This window comes from Treponema bryantii (assembly GCF_036492245.1).
In the GTDB taxonomy this organism is placed as follows: Bacteria; Spirochaetota; Spirochaetia; order Treponematales; family Treponemataceae; genus Treponema_D; species Treponema_D bryantii_C.
Window position 1 is genome coordinate 1,646,649 of record NZ_AP025286.1, and the last position, 21,538, is coordinate 1,668,186.

Consider the following 21,538-nt stretch of genomic DNA (forward strand, 5'->3'; position numbering starts at 1 on the left):
ATATGTAAAATGTGTTGCAAGTTACGTGAAAATTTGAGATTTAGGTGTTATAATATTTATATGAGAGAATTTTGTACTATTATAATTATATTTGTATCACTTGCATTTATATCCTGTAAGACAACAAATCAACTTCAGGATACTGAAAAAATTGAAGAAGAAACTGTTGCAGAAATAGAAATTGCACCACCTGTTATTGAAATTGAAATAAAAGAAGAAGAACCTGAAGCACCAAAACTCACACCTGAAGAAGAAGAGGCAATTCGTTGGGCTGGGATTCTTAAAGAATCTGAAAGTATGACTACTGAACAAAGAAAGTTTTATCTTCTTAAAAAGACTCGTGATTATGAAGTTGTAGGTGAAGATTTAGATTATAAAATAATGGTAAATGATGATACAAAAGAAGTAATTATTCAGTTTGAAGAAAGTGATAGTGAAGAAGACTGGAGAAATAATTATCTGTTTTTACCATGGCCGTTAAAGCTTGATAATAAAATAGTCTGGACAACTTATGGTTATGCAAAAGTCTATAAGTCTGCAAATAATATTCCTATAGATGAATTCTTTAAACAGATTGAACTGCATCCGGATTATAAAATTGTAATTTGGGGCTGGAGTATTGGTAGTGCAATGGCAAAAATTACTGCCCGACACTTTGAAATAAGAACTAAAAAACAGAAGAAAATTGATGAACTTACAACCTGGGGAGATGTAAAGTGCTGGTATAATCCATTTTATAGTGTTAAGAAAAGCTGTAAGAAAATCAGAGAGTATGTAACTCCAAATGATGTAGTTACCTGGTGTATTCCTGTGTGCCGGCGTGATGTAAAATGTGTAGTTGGAGATAAGTTCGGTTTCAGAAACAAAGATAGAGAACACTATCATTGTTATTATGAAGAATATGATTATTCAAAATATGAAGCAGAGTAAAAAAAGCCCGTCATTATAAATGACGGGCTTTTTTGTGATCTCTTTGTTTCTGCTCAGAGATCAGTCAAAATTAGAGTGTAGCTCCAGGGATTTCTTTGTCGAACTCTGGGTTACCGTGATGGTAAGTTGGGAGTATCTTTGGAGAAACTGCGCTGCCCTTAATCTTTGCAGCTGCACGTTCCTTTTCGAAATCCTTTACGTGCTGGAGGCTGAGTTTGTCAGAAAGCTTAATCTTCTTGAACATCTTTCCAGCTTCAATACCAGCTTCGCGTCCGAATACAACTACGTCGAGGAGTGAGTTACCCATCAGGCGGTTTGTACCATGAACACCACCAGAAGCTTCACCAGCTACGAGAAGGTTAGCAACGTTAGTGTGGCAAGTCTTGTCAATTTCAACACCACCATTCTGATAGTGGAGTGTAGGGTAAACAAGAATTGGTTCCTTACGGATATCGATTCCGTACTTAATGAACATGTTGTACATAGCAGGAATTGACTTAAGAATTGTTCCTTCTCCGTGGATCATTTCGATCATTGGAGTATCAAGCCATACAGCATCCTGTACGTCATTATGAACACCACGGCCTTCACGAACTTCGCGGATAATACCAGAAGCGTTTACGTCGCGTGTTTCAAGAGGGTGAATGTAAACTTCACCATCTTTATTGATAAGTTTTGCTCCAAGAGAGCGAACCTTTTCTGTTACAAGTTTACCAAGAATCTGAGTTGGGTAAGCAGCTCCAGTTGGGTGATACTGCAAAGAATCCTGATAGAGGAGTTTTGCACCAGCGCGGTATGCAATTACAAGACCGTCTGCTGTAGCACCGTAGTGGTTAGAAGTTGGGAAGCCCTGATAGTGCATACGTCCAGCACCACCAGTTGCAATGATTACAACCTTAGCCTTAGCAATGCGGATTTCTCCAGTTTCAATGTTCATAAGAACTGCACCACAAGCTTCGCCCTTGTCGTTCTTGATGATTTCGATAGCAGCTGTAAAGTCTACAACTGTAATCTTGTCTGCGCGGTTGAAAGTTTCATCGCGCAGCGTTCGCATGATTTCAGCACCAGAGTAGTCCTTACATGCATGCATACGCTTGCGGCTTGTTCCACCACCATGAGTTGTTACCATAGTTCCGTCTGGCATCTTGTCGAATTCAACACCAAGGTCGTTCAACCATTTGATTACAGATGGAGCCTTGTTTACGAGTGTATATACGAGTTCTGGTTTTCCGTCAAAGTGACCGCCACCAAAAGCGTCGAGGAAGTGCTGAGCAGGTGAGTCATTTGGCTTATCTGCAGCCTGGATTCCACCTTCTGCCATCATTGTGTTAGCGTCACCAACACGGAGCTTTGTTACGAGAAGAACTTTTGCTCCAGCTTCAGAAGCCATGATTGCAGCAGAAGTTCCAGCTCCACCACCACCAATTACGAGTACGTCTGACTCATAGTCAATGTGGTTAAGATCAATCTTTTCTGGCTCGAGGCGTGGTTTAGCCTGAAGCATTTCTGCGAGCTCGATAGGAGCCTGCTGTCCCTTGTTAGGACCAATCTTAAGTTCTGTGAACTGTTTCTTAATGCGGTCTGGGTGGAACTTCAAGAGAAGATCGTCTTTCTGTTCTGCTGTAAGACGAGCATGTTCAAATTTAAGGTTTTCTTCGCGTTTTTCAGCTACGATTTTCGCAGCATCGTCAAGGTAATTTCCGTACATATTCGTCTCCTTCCTTATTTTTCAATTTCGCGTGTGTTATACAGATTCTTAATCTGATCAATATTACCTGTACACATCTTTACAAGCTTCTTGATTTCAGCTTCGCATTTACCTTCATCGATTTCCTTAACACGGTCAATGAGGTGCTGACATTCCGGCTGGATGTACTTACCGTTGATACGGCGAGCAAGCTCTGCAACCTGTGGGTGAGAGATTCCTGCTGGACAGCGGCTTGAACAGCAGCCACACATTACACAGTCGAATGAGAGGTCTGCACACTTTGCAAAATCGCCGCGCTGTGCATAAGCGATATACTGCATTGTCTGCAGGTTCTGAGGACAGGCACGTGTACAAGCGTTACATCCTACACAAGAGTAAATCTCTGGATAGAGCTGCATCATAATCTGCTGCTCAGGTTTAATCTTATTAATATCGTAAATCTGCTTTACGAGAGGGAAGAATGGAAGAGTAGCGATATACATATCGTTTTCAACCTTCTTAGAACATGCCAGACAAGTCTGAAGCTGATTCTGTCCCTTAATACGATAGATTGTAGCACAAGCACCGCAGAAACCGTTACGGCATCCGCAACCGCGCTTGAGCTGATATCCAGCATATTCCATTGCGTTCATAATGGTAAGTTCAGCTGGAACATCATATTTTTTACCAAAAATATAAATTGTTGCCATTTCTTTTTCAGTTTTCTTTTCAGCCATTTTTTGCTCCTATAAATTAATACTCTGGTGGTAATTCACCGAGCTGATCAAAGCTGAATACTGGACCGTCTTTACAAACGAACTTGTCACCAATATTACAGCGTCCACATTTACCGATACCGCACTTCATGCGCATTTCCATAGTTGTGAAAATCTGTTCATCCTTGAAGCCAAGGTCCTTAAGGATTTTCAACGACATGTGGATAAGGATTGGAGGTCCACACATGATTACTGTCATGCCGGCATCCGGTTTAAGCTCTGTGATGAATGGTGGTACGAATCCAACGTGACCATCCCAGCCTTCTTCTGCACGGTCGATTGTGATATCGATAGAACAGTTTGGCTGTTTCATCCATACATTCTGCATCTCATCAAGGCGAACAAGGTCTGCCTTTGAGCGGGCACCGTAAATTACCTGAATCTTACCGTAGTTTTCGCGGTGATCCATCATATAATTTACTACAGAGTGTACAGGAGCAATACCAATACCTCCGGCAATTACGAGAATATCTTTTCCTTTAAGAGCGCCTTCTACAGGGAATCCGTTTCCAACTGGTCCGCGCAGACAAATCTGTTGACCAACTTCTGCGTTGTGGAGCCATTCAGTTACACAACCGCACTTTTTGATTGAGAATTCCATGTGAGATTCGAGAGTAGGTGAAGATGTAATAGAAATCATTGATTCACCAACACCAGGAACGATGAGCATTGCGCACTGTCCCGGGATATGGTTGAACAATTTCTTTCCATCAAGTCCTACTACGCTGAAAGTTTTAACGTCAGGAGTTTCCTGCTTGATGTCAATAATTTTTCCGATGTAAGGGATAAATGATTCGTTCTGTTCCATTATTTATCTCCTCCAATATCATCTGTTTCCTGAACAGCTTTGATAACTTTTACGATGTTCATATTTACAGGGCAACTTTCGAGACAGCGACCACAACCTACGCAGCTGAACAAGCCTTCGTGTGCCATTGGATAGTACATGAGCTTGTGCATAAAGCGCTGGCGGCTTCTTTCCTTCTGTGTGTGACGAGGGTTTTCTGCAGCCATCTGAGTGAAGTCGTTGTACATACAAGAGTCCCAGCAGCGGATCTGGCGGATTCCCTTATCTGTTCCTGTGTCAAAGTCTCGAACGTCAAAACACATACAGGTAGGGCAAACATAAGTACAAGTTCCGCATCCAAGACAAGCTTCAGAAACTTTATCCCAAACTTTTGAGTTGAAGATCTTGAGCATGTCTTTGCCCTGGAATTTTGAAAGATCAAGATGAGCAAACGGAAGTTTTTCTGTCTTGTCTTTAATATCTTTCTTAGCAGCTTCTACAGCTTTAGCGTCACCATCAGCGAGTGCTGACTTAGCAGCTTCTACAAACTTCTTACCTTTGTCTGTGTTTGCTTCAAAGAAATATTTTCCGTCAGCAAGCCAGCAGCTTACATCGCCTTTTGAACCATTCTTGTCTGTATCAAGGCTTGCGTCGATTCCGTATGTAGAACAGAAACAGGTCTTAGCAGGTTCGTTACATGCGAGTGTAATTACTGTTCCATGGTCGCGGCGGTTCTTGTAATAAGAATCAACCGGATTCATATGAAGGTAAACATTGTCGATTACTGTAAATCCAACTGCATCACAAGGACGTACACCGAAAACTACAAAGTCTTCGAGTTCCTTGCGTGGGTCTTCCATTGTGATTTCTTTTCCCTTCATTGTGTAGCTAACCATATGCTCAGTCTTAGGGAAGAAGAAGTCTTTAGCAGAGCGGACTGTCTTTAAGTTAGAAGAAAGCTTTACGCCTTTTTCCCACTTTTTGAAGTCTGCTTTGCCAGTATTGTTGTCTACCGGCAGGTACAGAGGCTGCTTTGTGCCGATGAGCTCAAACAATGAATCAATTTTATCAGCTGTAATAGATAACATTATTCAGCCTCCTTATCGTGAGAGCGGTCCCAAACGATAGTTGTTTCAGGGTCGCCTTCGGCATTAAATGTAAGCATAGCCGGTTTAGATTCCATATCTGCTCCAGCCTGATAGTCGCCGTAAATCTCGTTGATATCTTTAATGAACTTGCGGTTCAAGAGATACAATGGGATGTTCTGTGGACAAACGCGTGAACATTCACCACAGTCTGTACAGCGGCCGGCAACGTGCCATGCGCGGATAATATGGAAGAGGCTTTCTTCAAAGTTAGTCTGTGCAACTTTCTGAGAAGTGTACAGTTTGTTGTTGTCGAATACACATTTTTCGCAGGTACATGCAGGACAAATGTCACGGCATGCATTACAGCGCAGACAGCGGGAAAACTCATTCTTCCAGAATGAGTCGCGCTCATCTGCAGTCATTGCTTCAATCTTTGCAACTTCTGCCATGCGTGTAGATTCAACAGGAGTAACGTCTGCTTCAACTCCGATAAGCTCGTCGCATGAAACTGGCTTTTTATTCTTACAGGTTTCGCAAACGTCACCACCGTCGAGAGTGTCCTGACATGGAACTCCGATAGCATAAACGTCGTCGCGTGTAATGCGGTTTTCTTTCAAAAGCTGTGTAAATGAGTAAGTATCATTTGGCTTAAGGAAAACAAGAACATGTTCCTGTGGAATTGGGGCATCCTGAGCGTTTGGATCACGCTGTTTTGCCATTGTATTATTCATTCTTGTTGTGCTTTTAGCGATTTCAATTTTTCTTGTAATTCCTACAAGATATTTTGAAAGGTTAGCAGCACAGTATTTGTTGAATACAAAGTCTTTATCGAGTTCTTCTGCACTTGAGAAAACTGCAGGAGTAATATCATCTTCAAAAAGACCTTTTTTCCAGCCAACTACTTTCTGAACTTTGCCTTCTGCAAGAAGTTCTTTTGCACGTGCGATTAATTTGTCTTGCATCTTACATCCTCCAGCTTTTTACATTCGCCAAGCTCAGTAATCTGCTTTACGAAATCGTTCATAATTCCGGCAAAGCGTACACCTTCGGCAGCAGAACACCATTCAACGCGTGTACGACCTTTCTCAATTCCAAGGTAATCGAGCATAGAGAAAAGAAGAGTCATACGGCGGCGTGCAAAGTAGTTTCCGGTAGAGTAGTGACAGTCACCAGGGTGACATCCACACAAAATAACTCCGTCTGCTCCGCGCTGGAATGCACGCAAAATAAAGAGCGGATTCAAGCGGCAGGAACATGGGATACGAATAATCTTTACATTTCCAGGATACTCGAGACGGTTGTTACCAGCCAGGTCGGCACCTGCATAAGAACACCAGTTACAGCAGAATGCTACAATCTTTGGCGTCCAGTTTTTATTTTCACTCATAGTTCATTTCTTCAGTTATTAGAGAACTGAATCAACCTCCGCCAAGATTTGTTTGTTGCTGAATCCCTTAAGATCCATAGCGCCAGAAGGACATGCAACTGTACAAGCACCACAACCGTGACACATTGCACTGTTTACCTGAGATACGTGGCGTGTAATTGTAGTTCTGTTTGGACCACGGAAATCCTTATCAACATAAGAAATAGCTCCGTAAGGACAAACGTTTGCACACTGTCCACAACCGTTACAAGCATTTTCATCAGGATTTGCAGTACAAGGGTCGTTCTTGAGCTTGTCTTTTACGAGCAAGCAGATTGCCTTTGCAGCAGCACCAGAAGACTGAGCAACAGTTTCAGGAATATCTTTTGGTCCCTGACAGCATCCTGCAAGGAAGATACCTGCAGTTGGGCTTTCAACAGGACGGAGTTTTGCGTGAGCTTCGAGGAAGAAGTCGTTGTTGTCCATAGAAGTTGTAAGCATTGTAGCAAGTGGACGAGCAGATTTGTCTGCTTCGATAGATGCTGCAAGAACAACCATATCAGCCTTGATATGAACCTGTTTGTTCAAAATCAAATCGCTTCCCTGAACATCAAGAGTTCCGTCGCTCTGAGGAGTAACTTTTCCTACCTGACCTTTGATGTAGTGAACGCCATACTGTTCAACAGCGCGGCGATAGAATTCATCAAAGAGTTTACCTGGAGTACGAACGTCAATGTAGAATACATAACAGTTAGTATCAGGATAATGGTCGCGTGTAAGGATTGCGTGTTTTGCAGTATACATACAACAGATCTTAGAGCAGTACTCGTGACCTTTTGTAGAATCTGCAGAACAGCGTGAACCTACACACTGTACGAATACGATAGTCTTTGGCTCTTTTCCGTCTGAAGGGCGGAGAAGGTGACCGTTTGTAGGACCAGAAGCGTTGCAGAGACGTTCGAATTCAAGTGATGAAACAACGTCCGGGCTCTGGTTATAAGCGTATTCGTCAAACTTCTCGAGAGAGATAGGATTATATCCAGTTGCTACGATAATAGCACCGTACTTTTCTGTAATGATTTCTTCTTTCTGATCAAATTTGATAGCCCCTGCGGCACAAGCTTTTTCACAGAATCCACAAACATTGTCTTTACCGTTAGCAAGACCCTTCATGTGGAGACAGTAGTTAGCATCAATGTTTGCTACCTTTGGAACAGCCTGGGCAAATGGAATATCAATTGCCTTGCGATTATTCAAACCAAGGTTAAAGCTGTTTGGAACCTTCTTGTTAGGACACTTTTCGATACAAGCACCACAACCTGTACACTTTGTTTCATCAACATAGCGTGGGTGACGTTTGATATCGATTTCGAAGTTTCCGATATATCCTGAAACTCTGCTAACTTCAGAAGCTGAAAGAATGCGGATGTTAGGATTCTGGCTAACTTCTGTCATCTTTGGAGTTACGATACAAGATGCACAGTCCAAAGTAGGGAAGGTTTTATCAAGTTTAGCCATCTTACCACCGACAGTGTAGTCTTTTTCTACGATGTCTACTGGGAAACCAGCATCTGCGATGTCGAGGGCAGCTGTAATACCGGCAATACCACCACCAATTACCAAAGCGCGCTTTGTCATTGGAGTTTCACCTGCGATAAGAGGTGTGTCGAGGATTGTCTTTGCAATGGCAGCTTTACCAAGAGCAATGGCCTTTTCTGTAGCCTGCTCCATATCTTTCATTACCCATGAAGTCTGTTCACGGATATTTGCAACTTCAACTTTGAATGGGTTGAGACCAGCACGCTCTGCGCATGAACGGAAGGTTTTTTCGTGCATACGTGGAGAACATGAACAAAGAACAACGCCTGTAAGCTTGTCGTCTTTGATATGGTCTTCAATCATTTTCTGACCAGCAGATGAACACATGTAAGTGTAGTGTGTTGAATAAACAACTCCGTCTACCTTTCCAAGTTCTTCTGCAACTTTTTCTACGTCAACTGTTCCGGCAATGTTAGTACCACAGTGACATACAAATACACCAATTCTTTCCATTTTCTATGTCACTCCTTATTTCTTGTACTTTCTGAAAGCACTAACGATAGCCTGCTGAGGCATATCATCATCCAGATGCTCTGGAACCTGAACAGGATCAAGACGGTGAGGACCGCGCTGACCTTCAACATACTGACGTACACCGTCAATCAGTTTAGCTGGTTCTACCTGGCGTGGACAACGCTCGAGGCAGGCAAAACATGAAAGACATGCATAGATTGATTTAGAATTCAAAAGAGGCTCGAGGTCTCCGTTTTCTACCATCTGAACAAACTGATGTGGATGATATTCCATAGCATCATAGTTAGGGCAGGTAGCAGAACATTTACCGCAGACCATACATTTCTTAGGATTTACGCCGCTTTTCAAAAGGATAATTTCTTTTGCAAGTTCGTTGTTTTCCATTACTTTTCCTCCTTCAAGCCAAGTGCTTCTGCAAGGAGCTCTGTGAAGTAAATTACATCGAGCTTTGAATCACCTTTGTTCTTGATAAGGTTATAGCGGCAGAGTGGACAAGATGTAACAAGGAAGTCAGCACCCATATCTTCTGCATTAGAAAGGATTTTCTTAGATCTGTTCTTAGGAATTGATTCATCTTCGAACATTGTGTAAGCACCACAGCACTCGTTTCTCTGTCCATAGATAACTGGAGTACCACCGATGGCTTTAATAAAGTCCTCGATAATCTGTGGGTTTTCAGGATCGTCTAACTGAAGAACTTTTCCTGGGCGAAGAAGAAGACATCCGTAATAAGCACCGATTTTTTTACCGGTGAAAGGCTTTTTAACAGCAGCCTTTACTTTGTCCCAGCCTACAACATCACGCAGAATTTCGAGATAGTGAACTACTTTAGCTTCACCATGATACTCAATTTCATCCTGCTTGAGGTAATTATTCACCTTGAATGCTACATTCTCGTCTGTTGCAACATCGTTATTAACCTGCTTAAGAACGTTGTAACATGCAGAACAGAGAGTAACCAAGTCATGTCCTGAATCACGTGCATTTGCCAAAGCACGAACAGATGAAAGTTTAGAAGCGATTTCATCTTTTGCCATAGGGTATTCACCACCACAGCACTGCCATTCAGGAATTTCTTCAAGTGTGAATCCTAATGCTTCCGCAGATTTACGCGCATAAATATCAAGGTCAAGAGCCTTGTTTTTCAGCGTACAACCTGGAAAATAAGAATATGTCATACTTGCTCCCAATTAATAAATATACATATATGGAAATCAAAGAAAAAATTTTACCGATTCTTTCCCTAATTATCCTAATAATATACCTTGAATTTGAATTTTTGTGAAGATTAAAAATCGCCGCTTTTTAATAAATATTGTTATCCAGAACTTGTTTCGGGATCTTTAAAATAGATTCTGAAAAAGTTCAGAATGACGTCATAAAAATTAGTTAAACGTTCAATCAATTTCAGACTTTCGTTCTATTTTTTTAATCATTAAGATTTATAATATAAACATGGAATTTTATGCAGAATGGCGCCTTAGAGGCGACTCTTATAATAATGGATATGGAAACGGACATACACTTTCTCAGAGTGAGTCTGTTCGTGAATGTAAAAAAACAGTTGAGTCAGAAAATGAAACCTGTTTCGAAGGAAAGAATGGAATTAAAGTAAAATCAATTCATAACAAAAAGAAAAAAGTTTATGAATGCTTTACAGAAATTGAAAATACCGGCACTTCAGATGCCTATATAGAATTGCTTTCAAGTTTTGCATTAAAAGGAATGAAAGCAGACAAAATACATCGGGCAACTGCTTTCTGGAGTGCAGAGGGTAAACTGCTTTCTCAGGATTTAACAGACCTGAATATGGAACGTTCCTGGGCTAATCATGGTTTTAGAATTGAAAAGTTCGGGCAGATTGGTTCAATGCCGGTGCGTAAGTGGTTCCCGTTCCTGGTTCTGGAAAACTCGGTAGAAAAGAAATTCACCGGCATTCAGCTTTATTGTGCATCCAGCTGGCAGATTGAGATATTCAGGAATACAGATGATATAAGCGTGCAGGGCGGACTTGCAGACCGTGACTTTGGAAACTGGACAAAAAAGTTAACACCTGGAGAAAAGTTCAAAACTCCTAAGGCGGTAATAGCAGAAGGCTCGTCACTTGAAGAAGTCTGTGATCTGCTTGTAAAGGCTCAAAAGCCTCGGATTGCTGAGGTTGATAAAGACTTGCCTGTAATTTTCAACGAATACTGCACTACATGGGGAAATCCTTCAATAGAAAATCTTACTAAGACTGCAGAAAAACTTGATGGAAGTGGAGTCAAATATCTTGTAATTGACTGCGGATGGTATAAGCCAGATGGAGTTGAAAACTGGTTTGATGCAGCTGGTGACTGGATTCCAAGCAAAAAGCTTTTTCCAGAAGGAATTAAGTCTGCTGCAGATATGATTCGTTCGCATGGTCTGATTCCTGGAATCTGGTTTGAGTTTGAAAATGTAGGAACTGTAGCCGGTGCTTTTAATGAAACTGACCACGTACTCAAACGCGATAATTACTCGGTAACAGTAGGGGCACGACGCTTCTGGGATATGAGGCAGAAATGGGTATGGAATTATCTGGACGAAAAAGTTTTAGGACTTCTTAAAGAATGCCAGATGGGATATCTGAAGGTTGATTATAATGAAAATATCGGCCAGGGAGTTGATGGCGAGGAAAGCCTTGGCGAAAACCTTCGTGAATGTGTTTGTCAGAGTCAGGAATATTTCCGTCATATAGCACAAGAGATGCCAGAACTTGTTATTGAAAACTGTGCAAGTGGAGGGCACCGTCTTGAGCCTTCAATGATGGAACTTGTGAGTCAGGCAAGTTTTTCTGATGCCCATGAAGCAAAAGACATTCCTTTAGTTGCAGCAAATCTTCACAGACTTATTCGTCCTGAACAGAGTCAGATCTGGGCTGTGCTTCGAGCAGATGCAGACATTCACCGCATAAACTTTGTACTTACCTCAGGCTTTTTAGGCAGACTTTGTCTTTCTGGTGAGATTTTTGATTTAGCTGATGATAAATGGAATCAGGCTCTTAAAGCTATAGATTTCTATGGTAAAGTAAGTCATATCATCAAAAATGGATATACAAGTTTAATTCAGACAAATGTTAAAGATTATCTGAATCCGGAAGGCTTGCAGATTGTTCTCCGTGAGTACGAAAACGAGGCATTGCTGATTGTTCATACATTTGAAAATGCAGATGTTCAGGCTGATGTTTCAAAAGTTTTATCAGAGATACTTTCAAACTGGAAATTGAAAGAGACGTTTGGTTCAGAACTTGACGGAGACTTCAGAGGAAAAGTTTTCTGGCTGCGCCGTTAAACTTTTATGATACGATTTTTAAAGAAGTCGACAACGGCTTCTTTAATTTCGTCTGGAGCCTTGCTCTTGAGAATATAACCATCTGGTTTTAACTGCATTGCGTTTATTACACTCTGTCTGTCATTGTTTGCTGTAAGGAAAATAACAGGCAGGTTAGCAAGTCTTTTATCACTTCTGATTGCTTCCAGAACCTTTGGTCCATCCATAGTCGGCATTTTATAATCCAACAGAACAAGATCAACAGGGTGCATATCAAGGAATTCAAGGGCCATTTCACCTGAGCTGACAAGTGACAAATGAAAATCATCACCAAGCCAGACTTTTATACTTCTGAGAATAATAGGCTCGTCATCTACAACAAGAATATGTTTCTTGCTGACATTATTTCTTTCCATCAGTTCCAGAAGATTTTCAATATCAATAGTGTAGGATTCTAATTTAATAGAAGGAATCTTGTTGAAAAAATTATTATCTTCCAGAGAAATGGTTGTCATTTTACCGACAAAACATAAATGATAATCATATTTTTTCTGGTAAACAACAATCTTTCTAATGATATTAAATTCAATGTTATCTGAAAGAAGAATAAGAAGCTGAATTGAATAGTTTGGTAGTCTGTCTACATCTTCGTTAGTTGGAGCAAAAACATTTATTTTAAGGTCTGTAGCATTGAACTGATTTATAAGATTCTTTACAACAAGACGAGAAGAATCACCAACTATAAAAAGCTCATCCATCATTTATTATTGCTCCATTCAGAAAGTAAATTTCTTAGTTCTTTAAAATCAACATTTTCAACACTGGTTTTGATTTTATCAAATTTTTGTGAAAAATCAAAGGGGAGTTGAACAGAAGATAATTCAGAAATAAGATAATCCAGACCATCAATATCAAAATCATTGGCATAGTCTAGAAGAAGCTTGATTTTCTCTGATAATTCTTCCTGTGAAATTTCTTTTGCTGGTGTCTGATTTTTTTCTTCTTTTACAAGAGGGGCAAGTTTTTCTTTATAACTCAAAAACAGATCCAAAAGCGGCTTATGTTTTTCCTGTATTTCAGATACTGTATTATTATTTGCACACTTTTCCAAATGTTCTGCAAGTTTGGAAAGCTCTTTTGCACCAATAAGACGGGAAGTGCTTTTTAGTGCATGAACTTTAATTTCATAATTTTTCCAGTCTTCAGCTTCAAAGTATTGCTGTAATTCCTGTGCTTTCTGATCCATTGAAGTATAGTATTGCTTTATTGTAGATAATAGAACTTCTTCAGATCCTGTGAATCTGATGGCCTCAGAAATATCAAAACCTTCTATATTTGAAAGTGTTCGAATTACTTCGGAAGTTTCTGTTGTATTTTCAGTATTGACTGAAGTTTCATTTTCTTCTTCTGGGGCTGCTTCAATATAATCTTCAGGAAGATAACGGCGAATCATTTCTTCGAGTTTTGCCGGATTTACAGGTTTAGAAAGATAATCATCAAAACCTTCTTCAAGATACATTTTTTTGACACCACTAATAGCATTTGCAGTTAAAGCAATACAAGGTTTTCCGGCACAAAGATTGTCTGACATTTCTTTCATTGCATGAAGGGTTTCTATACCATCCATTTCGGGCATTCTATGATCAATAAAAAGAATATCGTATTTTGTAGTTTTGATTGCTTCGAGTGCCTGTTTACCACTAAGAGCTGTATCAACTGTAATTCCAGTGTTTTTGAGAAGGCCCTTAACGACATCAAGATTCATTTCTGTATCATCAACAAATAAAAGTTTTGCTTTTGGGGCATGAAGCTTTTCTTTATAATCTGCCATCTCCATAACGCTTTCTTCATAAGCTTCATTGATATCACCAACGGCTGTCCAGTCTGCAACTTTCTGTTTAATTTCAAAAGAGAAGTCTGAGCCTTTGCCATAAATTGTCTTTACTTTAAGCATACTTCCCATCATATCAAGAAGTCTGTTTACAATGCTTATTCCAAGACCTGTTCCTTCAATTGTTCTGTGTTTTATTTCATCAATTCGTTCGAAAGGTTTATAGAGTTTATCTATGTCTTCTGTTTTTATACCGCAGCCGGTGTCTTTTACATTTACTTTAAGGAGAATGTTGTCATCATCTTGTTTTTTGAAATCAATTTCAAAAGTTACGGAACCTTCTTTTGTATATTTAATTGCGTTAGTAAGAAGATTTATAATACACTGCTTTATACGGATACTGTCTCCATATAAGGTTTTAGGAAGTGAAGAGTTTACATTCAGATTAAATTTAAGGCCTTTAGCTTTTGCACGGTCTCGTGTCATATTTAAAAGGTCTATAATCATTGAAGAAACTTCATAGTTATCTGGAATAAGTTCCATTTTGCCGGCTTCGATTTTAGAGAAGTCGAGAATGTCATTTACAATGGAAAGAAGGTTTACACCGGCTATTTTGATATTCGATGAATAACCGATAATTGCTTTATCTTTAGATTCTCGAAGAATCATTTCATTCATGCCGAGTACTGCATTTATTGGAGTTCTGATTTCGTGGCTCATATTTGCAAGGAATGCACTTTTTGCCTGTGAGGCAGCAGCGTTTATCTGACTTTCGGTAAGAGCAGCTTCCTTTGCAGCACGTTCTTTTTTTGTCTGCTCACTGATGTACTCAATGTATTCTTTCATCTGAGTAGTCATCATACGGATATTATTTGTGAGAGTTCCAATTTCATTATCCGAAGTATATGGAATATCTACGTATAATTCTCCACGTGCAAGACGGTTTGTTGTTTTGAATAAGATATTAAATGGAATGATAATTTTACGCTTTAAGAAAAAGAAGAGCAGGGAAGTAATTAAACAGACAAATAAAAATATTATGATGAGTGAATTTATCTGACCGTTAATCAGCTGCATAGCCTCATCCTGAGTAATTGCCGTTATGTAAGTCATTCCATTATCAAGTTGTTTTAAGATTCCGAAATGCTTTTTTCCTTCCCAGGTGAATCTGGTGAGTTTTTTGCTATCTGCCTTTCGGAATTGTTCCATCATGGTTGCAATGTCTACAGAGCGTTCAACGGAATTAGACATTTCTTCTTTTTTATATAAATGAATATGATTCTGTTCTTTTCCAAAAAGAAGTCCTGTAGAGTTATCAATTTTAAGGGAATGTACAATATTTTCAATGATTGCAAGACTTAAATCAATTCCTAAAACTCCGAGAAGTTTACCGTTTTTATATACAGGAACACTGTAAGAAATAATTTTCTGGCGGAGATTTTCATTATCATAGGGAGAAGTCCATACCGGGCTTTTGTTCCAGATAGGAAGATAATACCAGCCGACATGATCTGTATCTGTTGGTGAATATTTTGAAAGATCTGTCAGACGAACACTTACATAAGTTTTCTGATATCCACCGATGAGGAATATACCTCGGGTAGGTCCATAGGTTTCTGCTTCAAGACGGAAAAAGGTACAGACAACTCCTTTTTCATTTACAACGTCTGAAGCCATTTTTGTAGATAAATCTCTCAAAAAATCATTTTCATAGTTTTTTTCATCCTGGAATTTCTTTTCATCAAGATTCATGAGAATATATTTCTTCCAGCCAGCTACAATATCTTCTGCAGTATTAAAAAAATAATTCAGTTCGAGGGATTTCTTTTCTGATTCAAGATAAATTGCATTTGTATAATTTTTAAGTAAAAGTGTATGCGATTGAGCAATAAGGATTAAGGCAGTTACTAAAAAGGTAAGAGCTATACTGGAGAGTATCAGTATTACAGTCTGATTTTTAAGAAGGTTCGAAGATTTTTCTCTCATTGCCTTCCAACGCCATTTCCACCTGCTTCTTTAATTGCATAGCAGTTTTGCACGGCACGGTAATAATTTATTTTGATAGAAACTGAAAGATCAACTTTTACAAGACCAACAGAAACTGTTATATCAAGTTTTTCCTTTGCTTTTTCACAGAGAGCTTTCATTTGATTTTCAGCTTCATCAATTTCCATTTCCATGAATAAAACAAATTCATCTCCTGACCAGCGGAATAGAATTCCTCTGTCATCAAGAAGTTCCTTAGCAATTTCTACAATTCCAAGAACAATTTTGTCGCCATCGCGCTCATCGTTTATTACCTTGAAATGATCAATATCAAAAACTGAGAGAGATTTATAACGGGTAGTATTAAATACTCCGAGTTCTCCATAAGCTTCTTTCAGATAATTACGATTTGGAAGTTTTGTTAATTCATCTACAGGACTTGTCGATTTTATAACAAATTCATGCTGTTTATACTTTTTATTAGTATCAAATAATGATAAGAAAAGACAAACAAAAAGGAGAATATAAATTACAAGAATTATAGAAGCACCTGCAAACTGTGCTTCAATTTCATTTTTACCCTGAACAACAAGATACCATTTTAAGTTAGGCATAAAACGGGTCATGCGGTAACCGTGGCCAGCTTTATCTGTATGGGTAAATTCTTTTTCGGAAGCATGATCAGAAATTGCTTCTGAAAGGTATGCATTCTTTATATTATTAAAATCTGTATCAATCTGCACAAGACCTTGTGTATCGATAAGATTGATTTTTACTTTGTATTCTTTTTCAACAGCTAAAAGCATTTTCTGCCAGTCTTCCATTGAAAGAGCAATTCCACAGACTCCTAGAGTTGTGCCATTGGAATCAACAATACGTGCGTTTATAAAAATACTCCAGCGCCAGTCAAATAACTGATCGCGGTCTGTTTCAAGCTGAATAGGAAGATTTGTATCAAGGAACATCTGATACCAGTTATCATAAGGATCTTCCTGAGGGTTTACGATTTTAGCAATTCCAGTAGGAGTGTAGTAGCGTTTTGTTTTTTCTGAAACAACAAATGAAGCATCATAACCAAACTGATTTTTTACTGCACCAAGGAAAGAAGACATCATTTCTTCCATAATGTTTTCAGGTATGTTTTCTTCCTGCTCAAGGGTGCGTACAAGGAATTCATCTGAACTTAAACCAGTTGAAATACCGATTGGTCGTTCAATATTTCCGGCAATGAGTCCGTAAATATGAGAAGCAACAAGCTGATTATTGGATATTTCATGTTTCTTATTATGTAAAAAAGATGGAGTTATAAAGGTGAGAAGAACAAGTGAAATACAAAGAAGAATTATTACTGGTAGTTTCTGTTTCAATAAATTATCCTTAAAATAAATAATAATTACTGAAGGTCGGCAAGCACAGCTTGTCTCTGAATCATTCTTTAGAAGAACCTAAACCGGCCCGCTGTCGCAGCCCGGTTTAGGTTCTTCGATTACTGGCTATTTCTGTGGGAATGCCATTGCTTCTGGTTTGAATACTTTATCAAACTCAGCAGCTGTGAGGAATCCGAGTCCTACGCAGGCATCCTTCAATGAAATGTTTTCATCAAATGCTTTGTGAGCTGTTTTAGCAGCATTTTCATAACCGATATATGGGTTCAATGCTGTTACGAGCATTAAAGAGTTGTAAAGGTTATGATGCATCTTAGCCTTGTCTGCCTTAATTCCAACTGCACAGTTCTTGTTGAAAGAAAGCATTGCTTCTGCAAGAAGACGTGCACTCTGAATAAAGTTGTATGCGATAACAGGCATGAATACGTTCAATTCAAAGTTACCCTGTGAAGCCGCGAAACCGATAGCAGCATCGTTACCCATTACCTGAACTGCAACCATTGTTACAGCTTCACACTGTGTTGGGTTTACTTTTCCCGGCATGATTGATGAACCCGGCTCGTTTTCAGGAATGCGGATTTCTCCAAGACCATCACGAGGACCAGATGCGAGCCAGCGAACATCGTTAGCAATCTTCATCATATCTGCAGCAAGAGCCTTGATTGCTCCGTGTGCATATACTAATTCGTCTTTAGAAGTAAGAGCGTGGAACTTGTTAGGTGCTGTAACGAACTTCTTTCCAGTGAGTTCAGATACACATTCAGCAACCTTTTTGTCAAAGCCCTTAGGTGCGTTCAAACCAGTTCCTACAGCTGTACCACCGAGAGCGAGCTGTTTAAGGAATGGAAGTGAAGACTGGAGCATCTTTTTATCCTGCTCAAGAGAAGTTCTCCAGCCGGAAATTTCCTGACCGAAAGAAATAGGTACAGCATCCTGAAGGTGTGTACGACCACTCTTTACAATCTTCATATTTTCTTTTTCAAGTTTCTTGAAAGTTTCTACCAGAGTGTCGATAGCTGGGAAGAGCTTGTCTTCGATAGCACATACTGCAGAAATGTGAAGTGCAGTAGGGAAGGTATCGTTTGAAGACTGACTCATGTTGATGTCATCATTTGGATGACAGAGTTTTTTACCTGCAATTTCGTTAGCGCGGTTAGCGATAACTTCGTTTGCATTCATGTTGCTCTGTGTACCAGAACCTGTCTGCCATACAACGAGTGGGAAGTGATCGTTGAGTTTGCCGGCGATTACTTCATCACAAGCCTTTTTAATTGCAGAAAGCTTTTCCTTGGTCATTTTCTCAGGCTTGAGGGCATTGTTTGCCATTGCAGCTGCCTTTTTGAGGTAACCGAAAGCCTTTGTTATTTCACGTGGCATTGTTTCAATGCCAACACCAATTTCGAAGTTTTCGTGACTGCGTTCAGTCTGAGCGCCCCAGTATTTATCTGCTGGAACTTTTACTTCACCCATTGAGTCATGTTCAATTTTGTATTCCATAGTTTTCATCCTTAAAAAAATTGTCATTGCGAGGAACTTTGTGACGAAGCAGTCTATATTAAATGGATTGCTTCGCTACGCTCGCAATGACGATTAATATTATATTAGAAGTTTACCTGTTTAATAACGTCTTTGAGACATTCTGCACTGTGGCGGAGAGATTCAATTTCTGAATCTGTAAGAGGAGCTTCGAGGCGTCCCTTAATTCCGTTTGCACCGATGATTGTTGGGATAGAAAGACATACATCCTTAATTCCGTATTCGCCATCGAGCATAGAAGAAATTGTAAGAACTGAATCTGTTTCGTAGTTCAAAGCTTCACAGAGAGTAGCTGTTGTAACACCGATAGCATAGTTTGTACATTTCTTAGCAGCAATGATGATTCCACCTGACTTGCGGATATAGTCTTCTACGTCGTTCTTGTCGAAGTCTGGGAGTTTTGGTCCGTGGTATGATTTAGCAAATGAATCTACCGGGATAGAACCGATATTTGCAAGAGACCAAGGTACGAAAGAAGAATCTCCGTGCTCACCGAATACGTATCCGTGTACGTTTTCCTGAGCTACTTTGTATGTTTCTGCAATACGAGCGCGGAAACGAGCAGTATCAAGCATAGTACCTGTACCGAAAATGCGGTTAGCAGGAATACCGGCAGTTTTTACAAACTGATATGTAAGAATATCAACAGGGTTTGCAACAATAACATAAAGAGCGTTAGGAGCAGCCTTAGTAATCTGAGGAATTACAGACTTTGTGATATCAACGTTAGTCTGTGTAAGGTCAAGACGTGACTGTCCAGGTTTGCGGCCAACACCAGAAGTGAATACTACGATGTCGGAATCCTTTGCATCTTCATAATCACCATCGTGAACGTAAACTGGGCCAATGAAAGGAGTACCCTGGCGGATATCCATTGCTTCTCCCATAGCTTTTTCTTTAATAATGTCGATGATGACGATTTCTGAAGCAATCTGCTTCAAAGTAAGAGCATAGGCAACAGTTGATCCAACCTGTCCTGCACCGATGATTGTAATTTTTCTTGACATATTTCTGTCTCCTATCAAAATAAATATATCTATTTAAATACTATATTGAATATATTAAGCCTAATATATCTTTTTAATTATAATCTATTAAACGTTTTTTGTTAATAGAAAAACGAGAGGAAAAGAATCAAGTTATATCAATAAACTAACACAATGCACCGGAAATCTTTTCGGCAACTTCAGCATTAGCAGATGCATTTGCATCAATTTCATCAATAGCATTACGAATGTTGTTCAAAAGATTTTCAAGACTGCTTACCTTTTGCTGAAGCTGTTCTGTACCGCTGGAAATATTCTGAAGGGCAGTGTTCTGCTGAATGATTTCTGTGGCAACTCCTTCTGCAAGACGGGTATTTGTGTTCGCATCATCAACAATACGTGTAAGTGCATTCATTACATCGCGGGTTCCGGTATCGATTTCCGAAACTCCGGAAAGAATCTCTTCCATAACGAGGATTGTTTTGCGGAGTGTGTCTGTAGTTGTCTTTGTATATTCAGAGAATGAAATTACAGATTCTGATGTAGCATTTACGATTGTACCGTTTTCTTCGAGAGTATCTGTAATCTTCTGGGCATTCTTTGAAGTTTCTTCTGAAAGTTTACGGATTTCCTGGGCGATAACTGAGAAACCCTTTCCAAGAGTTCCGGCATGAGCTGCTTCGATTGAGGCGTTCATGGCAAGAAGACCTGTCTGGGAAGCAATCTTATTTACGGCTTCTACGAAGGTTGAAACTTTGTCTGAAGATTCCTTTACCTTCATCATATCGTTTACAAGGTCCTGAAGAAGCTTCATCTGAGAGTCGAGGTTCTGTACAAGGGAATTCATTCCGGCTCTCTGATCGTTTGCAATACTGCTGATATTTGTAAGACTGGCAGACATTTCTGTAAGAGCTGCAGAGGTTGTTGAAATAGCATCGCTCTGGCTCTGAACGCTCTTTTTCATCTGTTCTGCTTTGTCATTGATCTGATAGCTTGAGTCTTTAATTGTAATTGCTTCTGAACTTAAGGTTGTAGTTTCAGTATTGATGTAATTATACAATTCACGGATTTCTGAAACACTGGATGAAGCTTTATTTGTAGATTCTGAAAGCTGTTTACCGATATTAAGTCCTTCTGCAGTTTCAATAATTACATTTGAGATTTTTGAAAGGGCAAGAGAAGATTTATTTTCGTTCTCTTCTGCACGGGTAACTACGCGTCTTGTAAAACTGTCGAAAAGCAGAAGACAGATATTTGAAACTAAAATTGCAAGTGTACAGATAAGAATATTCATTACTGCTATATTCTTATTTGCAATATAAATTGGTCGGTATACAGTGGCATTAGTTACAAACCAGAGAATGAGTCCGAATGTGAAGAAACTATGCATCTGACGGCGTCTTAAAGAAATTACATAATTACAGACACCCATTACTGCAATGAAACAACTGTCCCGGTAAGGTAAGTAATTTGTGATTGAAAAAGGCGCTCCATAACATTCAATGGCGGCTATTACCATTATCGCGGAGGTGGTAATCCAGGATCCTAAATGAATATGGCCTTTCTTTATAAAGTATAGTGAAGTAATGAAGAATGCTAAAAGAAATAATCCACCTGTACCTACTATAAAGTATTTGAAGATGAAGAGTACAAGTCCAAAAAGCCCGAACATTATCATAAATACGATATTTGCACCGACCAGCATTGAAAGCTGTTCACGTTCGCGCATTGGACATTTATCGAGAATGTCCTTAGACGGGAAAAATTTCTGATTAAAAGAATTAAAACTCATACAGTTTTATTTTAGTTTATAAAT

The 21,538-nt window shown here is 39.4% G+C and carries 17 protein-coding genes; 2 read left to right on the forward strand and 15 right to left on the reverse strand.

Annotated elements, in window-relative coordinates:
• Positions 1–60 precede the first annotated feature (60 nt).
• Entirely contained in the window at positions 61–930 is an 870-nt protein-coding gene (locus AABJ44_RS07255) for a lipase family protein (RefSeq protein ID WP_338371220.1), read from the forward strand.
• A gap of 70 nt (positions 931–1,000) precedes the next feature.
• On the opposite strand, the gene AABJ44_RS07260 is transcribed toward AABJ44_RS07255, so the two are convergent.
• Genes AABJ44_RS07260 through AABJ44_RS07300 form a run of 9 tightly spaced genes read right to left on the reverse strand, consistent with a single transcriptional unit; the run spans position 1,001 to position 9,885 of the window.
• Positions 1,001–2,638: an FAD-dependent oxidoreductase gene (locus AABJ44_RS07260; protein WP_074645132.1), complete on the reverse strand. Its 1,638-nt coding sequence runs from the start codon at positions 2,636–2,638 to the stop codon at positions 1,001–1,003.
• 14 nt (positions 2,639–2,652) lie between these two features.
• Entirely contained in the window at positions 2,653–3,354 is a 702-nt protein-coding gene (locus AABJ44_RS07265) for a 4Fe-4S dicluster domain-containing protein (protein WP_338371221.1), read from the reverse strand.
• Between the two features lie 16 nt (positions 3,355–3,370).
• The gene (locus AABJ44_RS07270; RefSeq protein ID WP_074645128.1) at positions 3,371–4,201 is read right to left on the reverse strand and encodes an FAD/NAD(P)-binding protein; all 831 of its coding nucleotides are present in this window, start codon (positions 4,199–4,201) and stop codon (positions 3,371–3,373) included.
• Positions 4,201–5,268: a 4Fe-4S dicluster domain-containing protein gene (locus AABJ44_RS07275; protein ID WP_338371223.1), complete on the reverse strand. Its 1,068-nt coding sequence runs from the start codon at positions 5,266–5,268 to the stop codon at positions 4,201–4,203. The genes AABJ44_RS07270 and AABJ44_RS07275 overlap by 1 nt, the downstream gene beginning before the upstream one ends.
• Positions 5,268–6,230, reverse strand: coding sequence for a 4Fe-4S dicluster domain-containing protein (locus AABJ44_RS07280; RefSeq protein ID WP_338371225.1), 963 nt, complete (start codon positions 6,228–6,230; stop codon positions 5,268–5,270). Before AABJ44_RS07280 ends, AABJ44_RS07275 begins: the two co-directional genes overlap by 1 nt.
• Entirely contained in the window at positions 6,215–6,655 is a 441-nt protein-coding gene (locus AABJ44_RS07285) for a hydrogenase iron-sulfur subunit (RefSeq protein ID WP_074645123.1), read from the reverse strand. The genes AABJ44_RS07280 and AABJ44_RS07285 overlap by 16 nt, the downstream gene beginning before the upstream one ends.
• An 18-nt stretch (positions 6,656–6,673) precedes the next feature.
• Entirely contained in the window at positions 6,674–8,686 is a 2,013-nt protein-coding gene (locus AABJ44_RS07290) for a 4Fe-4S binding protein (protein ID WP_338371226.1), read from the reverse strand.
• A 15-nt stretch (positions 8,687–8,701) separates the two neighbouring features.
• The gene (locus tag AABJ44_RS07295; RefSeq protein WP_074645120.1) at positions 8,702–9,091 is read right to left on the reverse strand and encodes a 4Fe-4S dicluster domain-containing protein; all 390 of its coding nucleotides are present in this window, start codon (positions 9,089–9,091) and stop codon (positions 8,702–8,704) included.
• Positions 9,091–9,885: a CoB--CoM heterodisulfide reductase iron-sulfur subunit B family protein gene (locus tag AABJ44_RS07300; RefSeq protein WP_338371228.1), complete on the reverse strand. Its 795-nt coding sequence runs from the start codon at positions 9,883–9,885 to the stop codon at positions 9,091–9,093. The genes AABJ44_RS07295 and AABJ44_RS07300 overlap by 1 nt, the downstream gene beginning before the upstream one ends.
• Positions 9,886–10,162: 277 nt before the next feature.
• Here AABJ44_RS07300 and AABJ44_RS07305 point away from each other — a divergent pair, with 277 nt between their 5' ends.
• Positions 10,163–12,019 (forward strand): glycoside hydrolase family 36 protein, encoded by a 1,857-nt coding sequence (locus tag AABJ44_RS07305; RefSeq protein WP_338371229.1) that lies wholly within the window; start codon positions 10,163–10,165, stop codon positions 12,017–12,019.
• On the opposite strand, the gene AABJ44_RS07310 is transcribed toward AABJ44_RS07305, so the two are convergent.
• The 6 genes from AABJ44_RS07310 to AABJ44_RS07335 all read right to left on the reverse strand — a co-directional run bounded on the left by AABJ44_RS07310 (position 12,016) and on the right by AABJ44_RS07335 (position 21,514).
• The gene (locus AABJ44_RS07310; protein WP_074645115.1) at positions 12,016–12,759 is read right to left on the reverse strand and encodes a response regulator; all 744 of its coding nucleotides are present in this window, start codon (positions 12,757–12,759) and stop codon (positions 12,016–12,018) included. The genes AABJ44_RS07305 and AABJ44_RS07310 overlap by 4 nt on opposite strands.
• On the reverse strand, positions 12,756–15,815 hold the full coding sequence (locus AABJ44_RS07315) for a hybrid sensor histidine kinase/response regulator (RefSeq protein WP_338371230.1): 3,060 nt from the start codon (positions 15,813–15,815) through the stop codon (positions 12,756–12,758). Before AABJ44_RS07315 ends, AABJ44_RS07310 begins: the two co-directional genes overlap by 4 nt.
• The gene (locus AABJ44_RS07320; protein ID WP_338371231.1) at positions 15,812–17,182 is read right to left on the reverse strand and encodes a sensor domain-containing diguanylate cyclase; all 1,371 of its coding nucleotides are present in this window, start codon (positions 17,180–17,182) and stop codon (positions 15,812–15,814) included. The genes AABJ44_RS07315 and AABJ44_RS07320 overlap by 4 nt, the downstream gene beginning before the upstream one ends.
• 126 nt (positions 17,183–17,308) lie before the next feature.
• Positions 17,309–18,697, reverse strand: coding sequence for a class II fumarate hydratase (fumC, locus tag AABJ44_RS07325; RefSeq protein WP_074645110.1), 1,389 nt, complete (start codon positions 18,695–18,697; stop codon positions 17,309–17,311).
• A gap of 104 nt (positions 18,698–18,801) precedes the next feature.
• Complete coding sequence (locus tag AABJ44_RS07330; protein WP_074645108.1) at positions 18,802–19,743, reverse strand: L-lactate dehydrogenase; 942 nt, start codon at positions 19,741–19,743, stop codon at positions 18,802–18,804.
• Positions 19,744–19,888: 145 nt separating this feature from the next.
• Positions 19,889–21,514, reverse strand: a complete 1,626-nt coding sequence (locus tag AABJ44_RS07335) for a methyl-accepting chemotaxis protein (protein ID WP_338371232.1) — start codon at positions 21,512–21,514, stop codon at positions 19,889–19,891.
• Between the last annotated feature and the right edge of the window lie 24 nt (positions 21,515–21,538).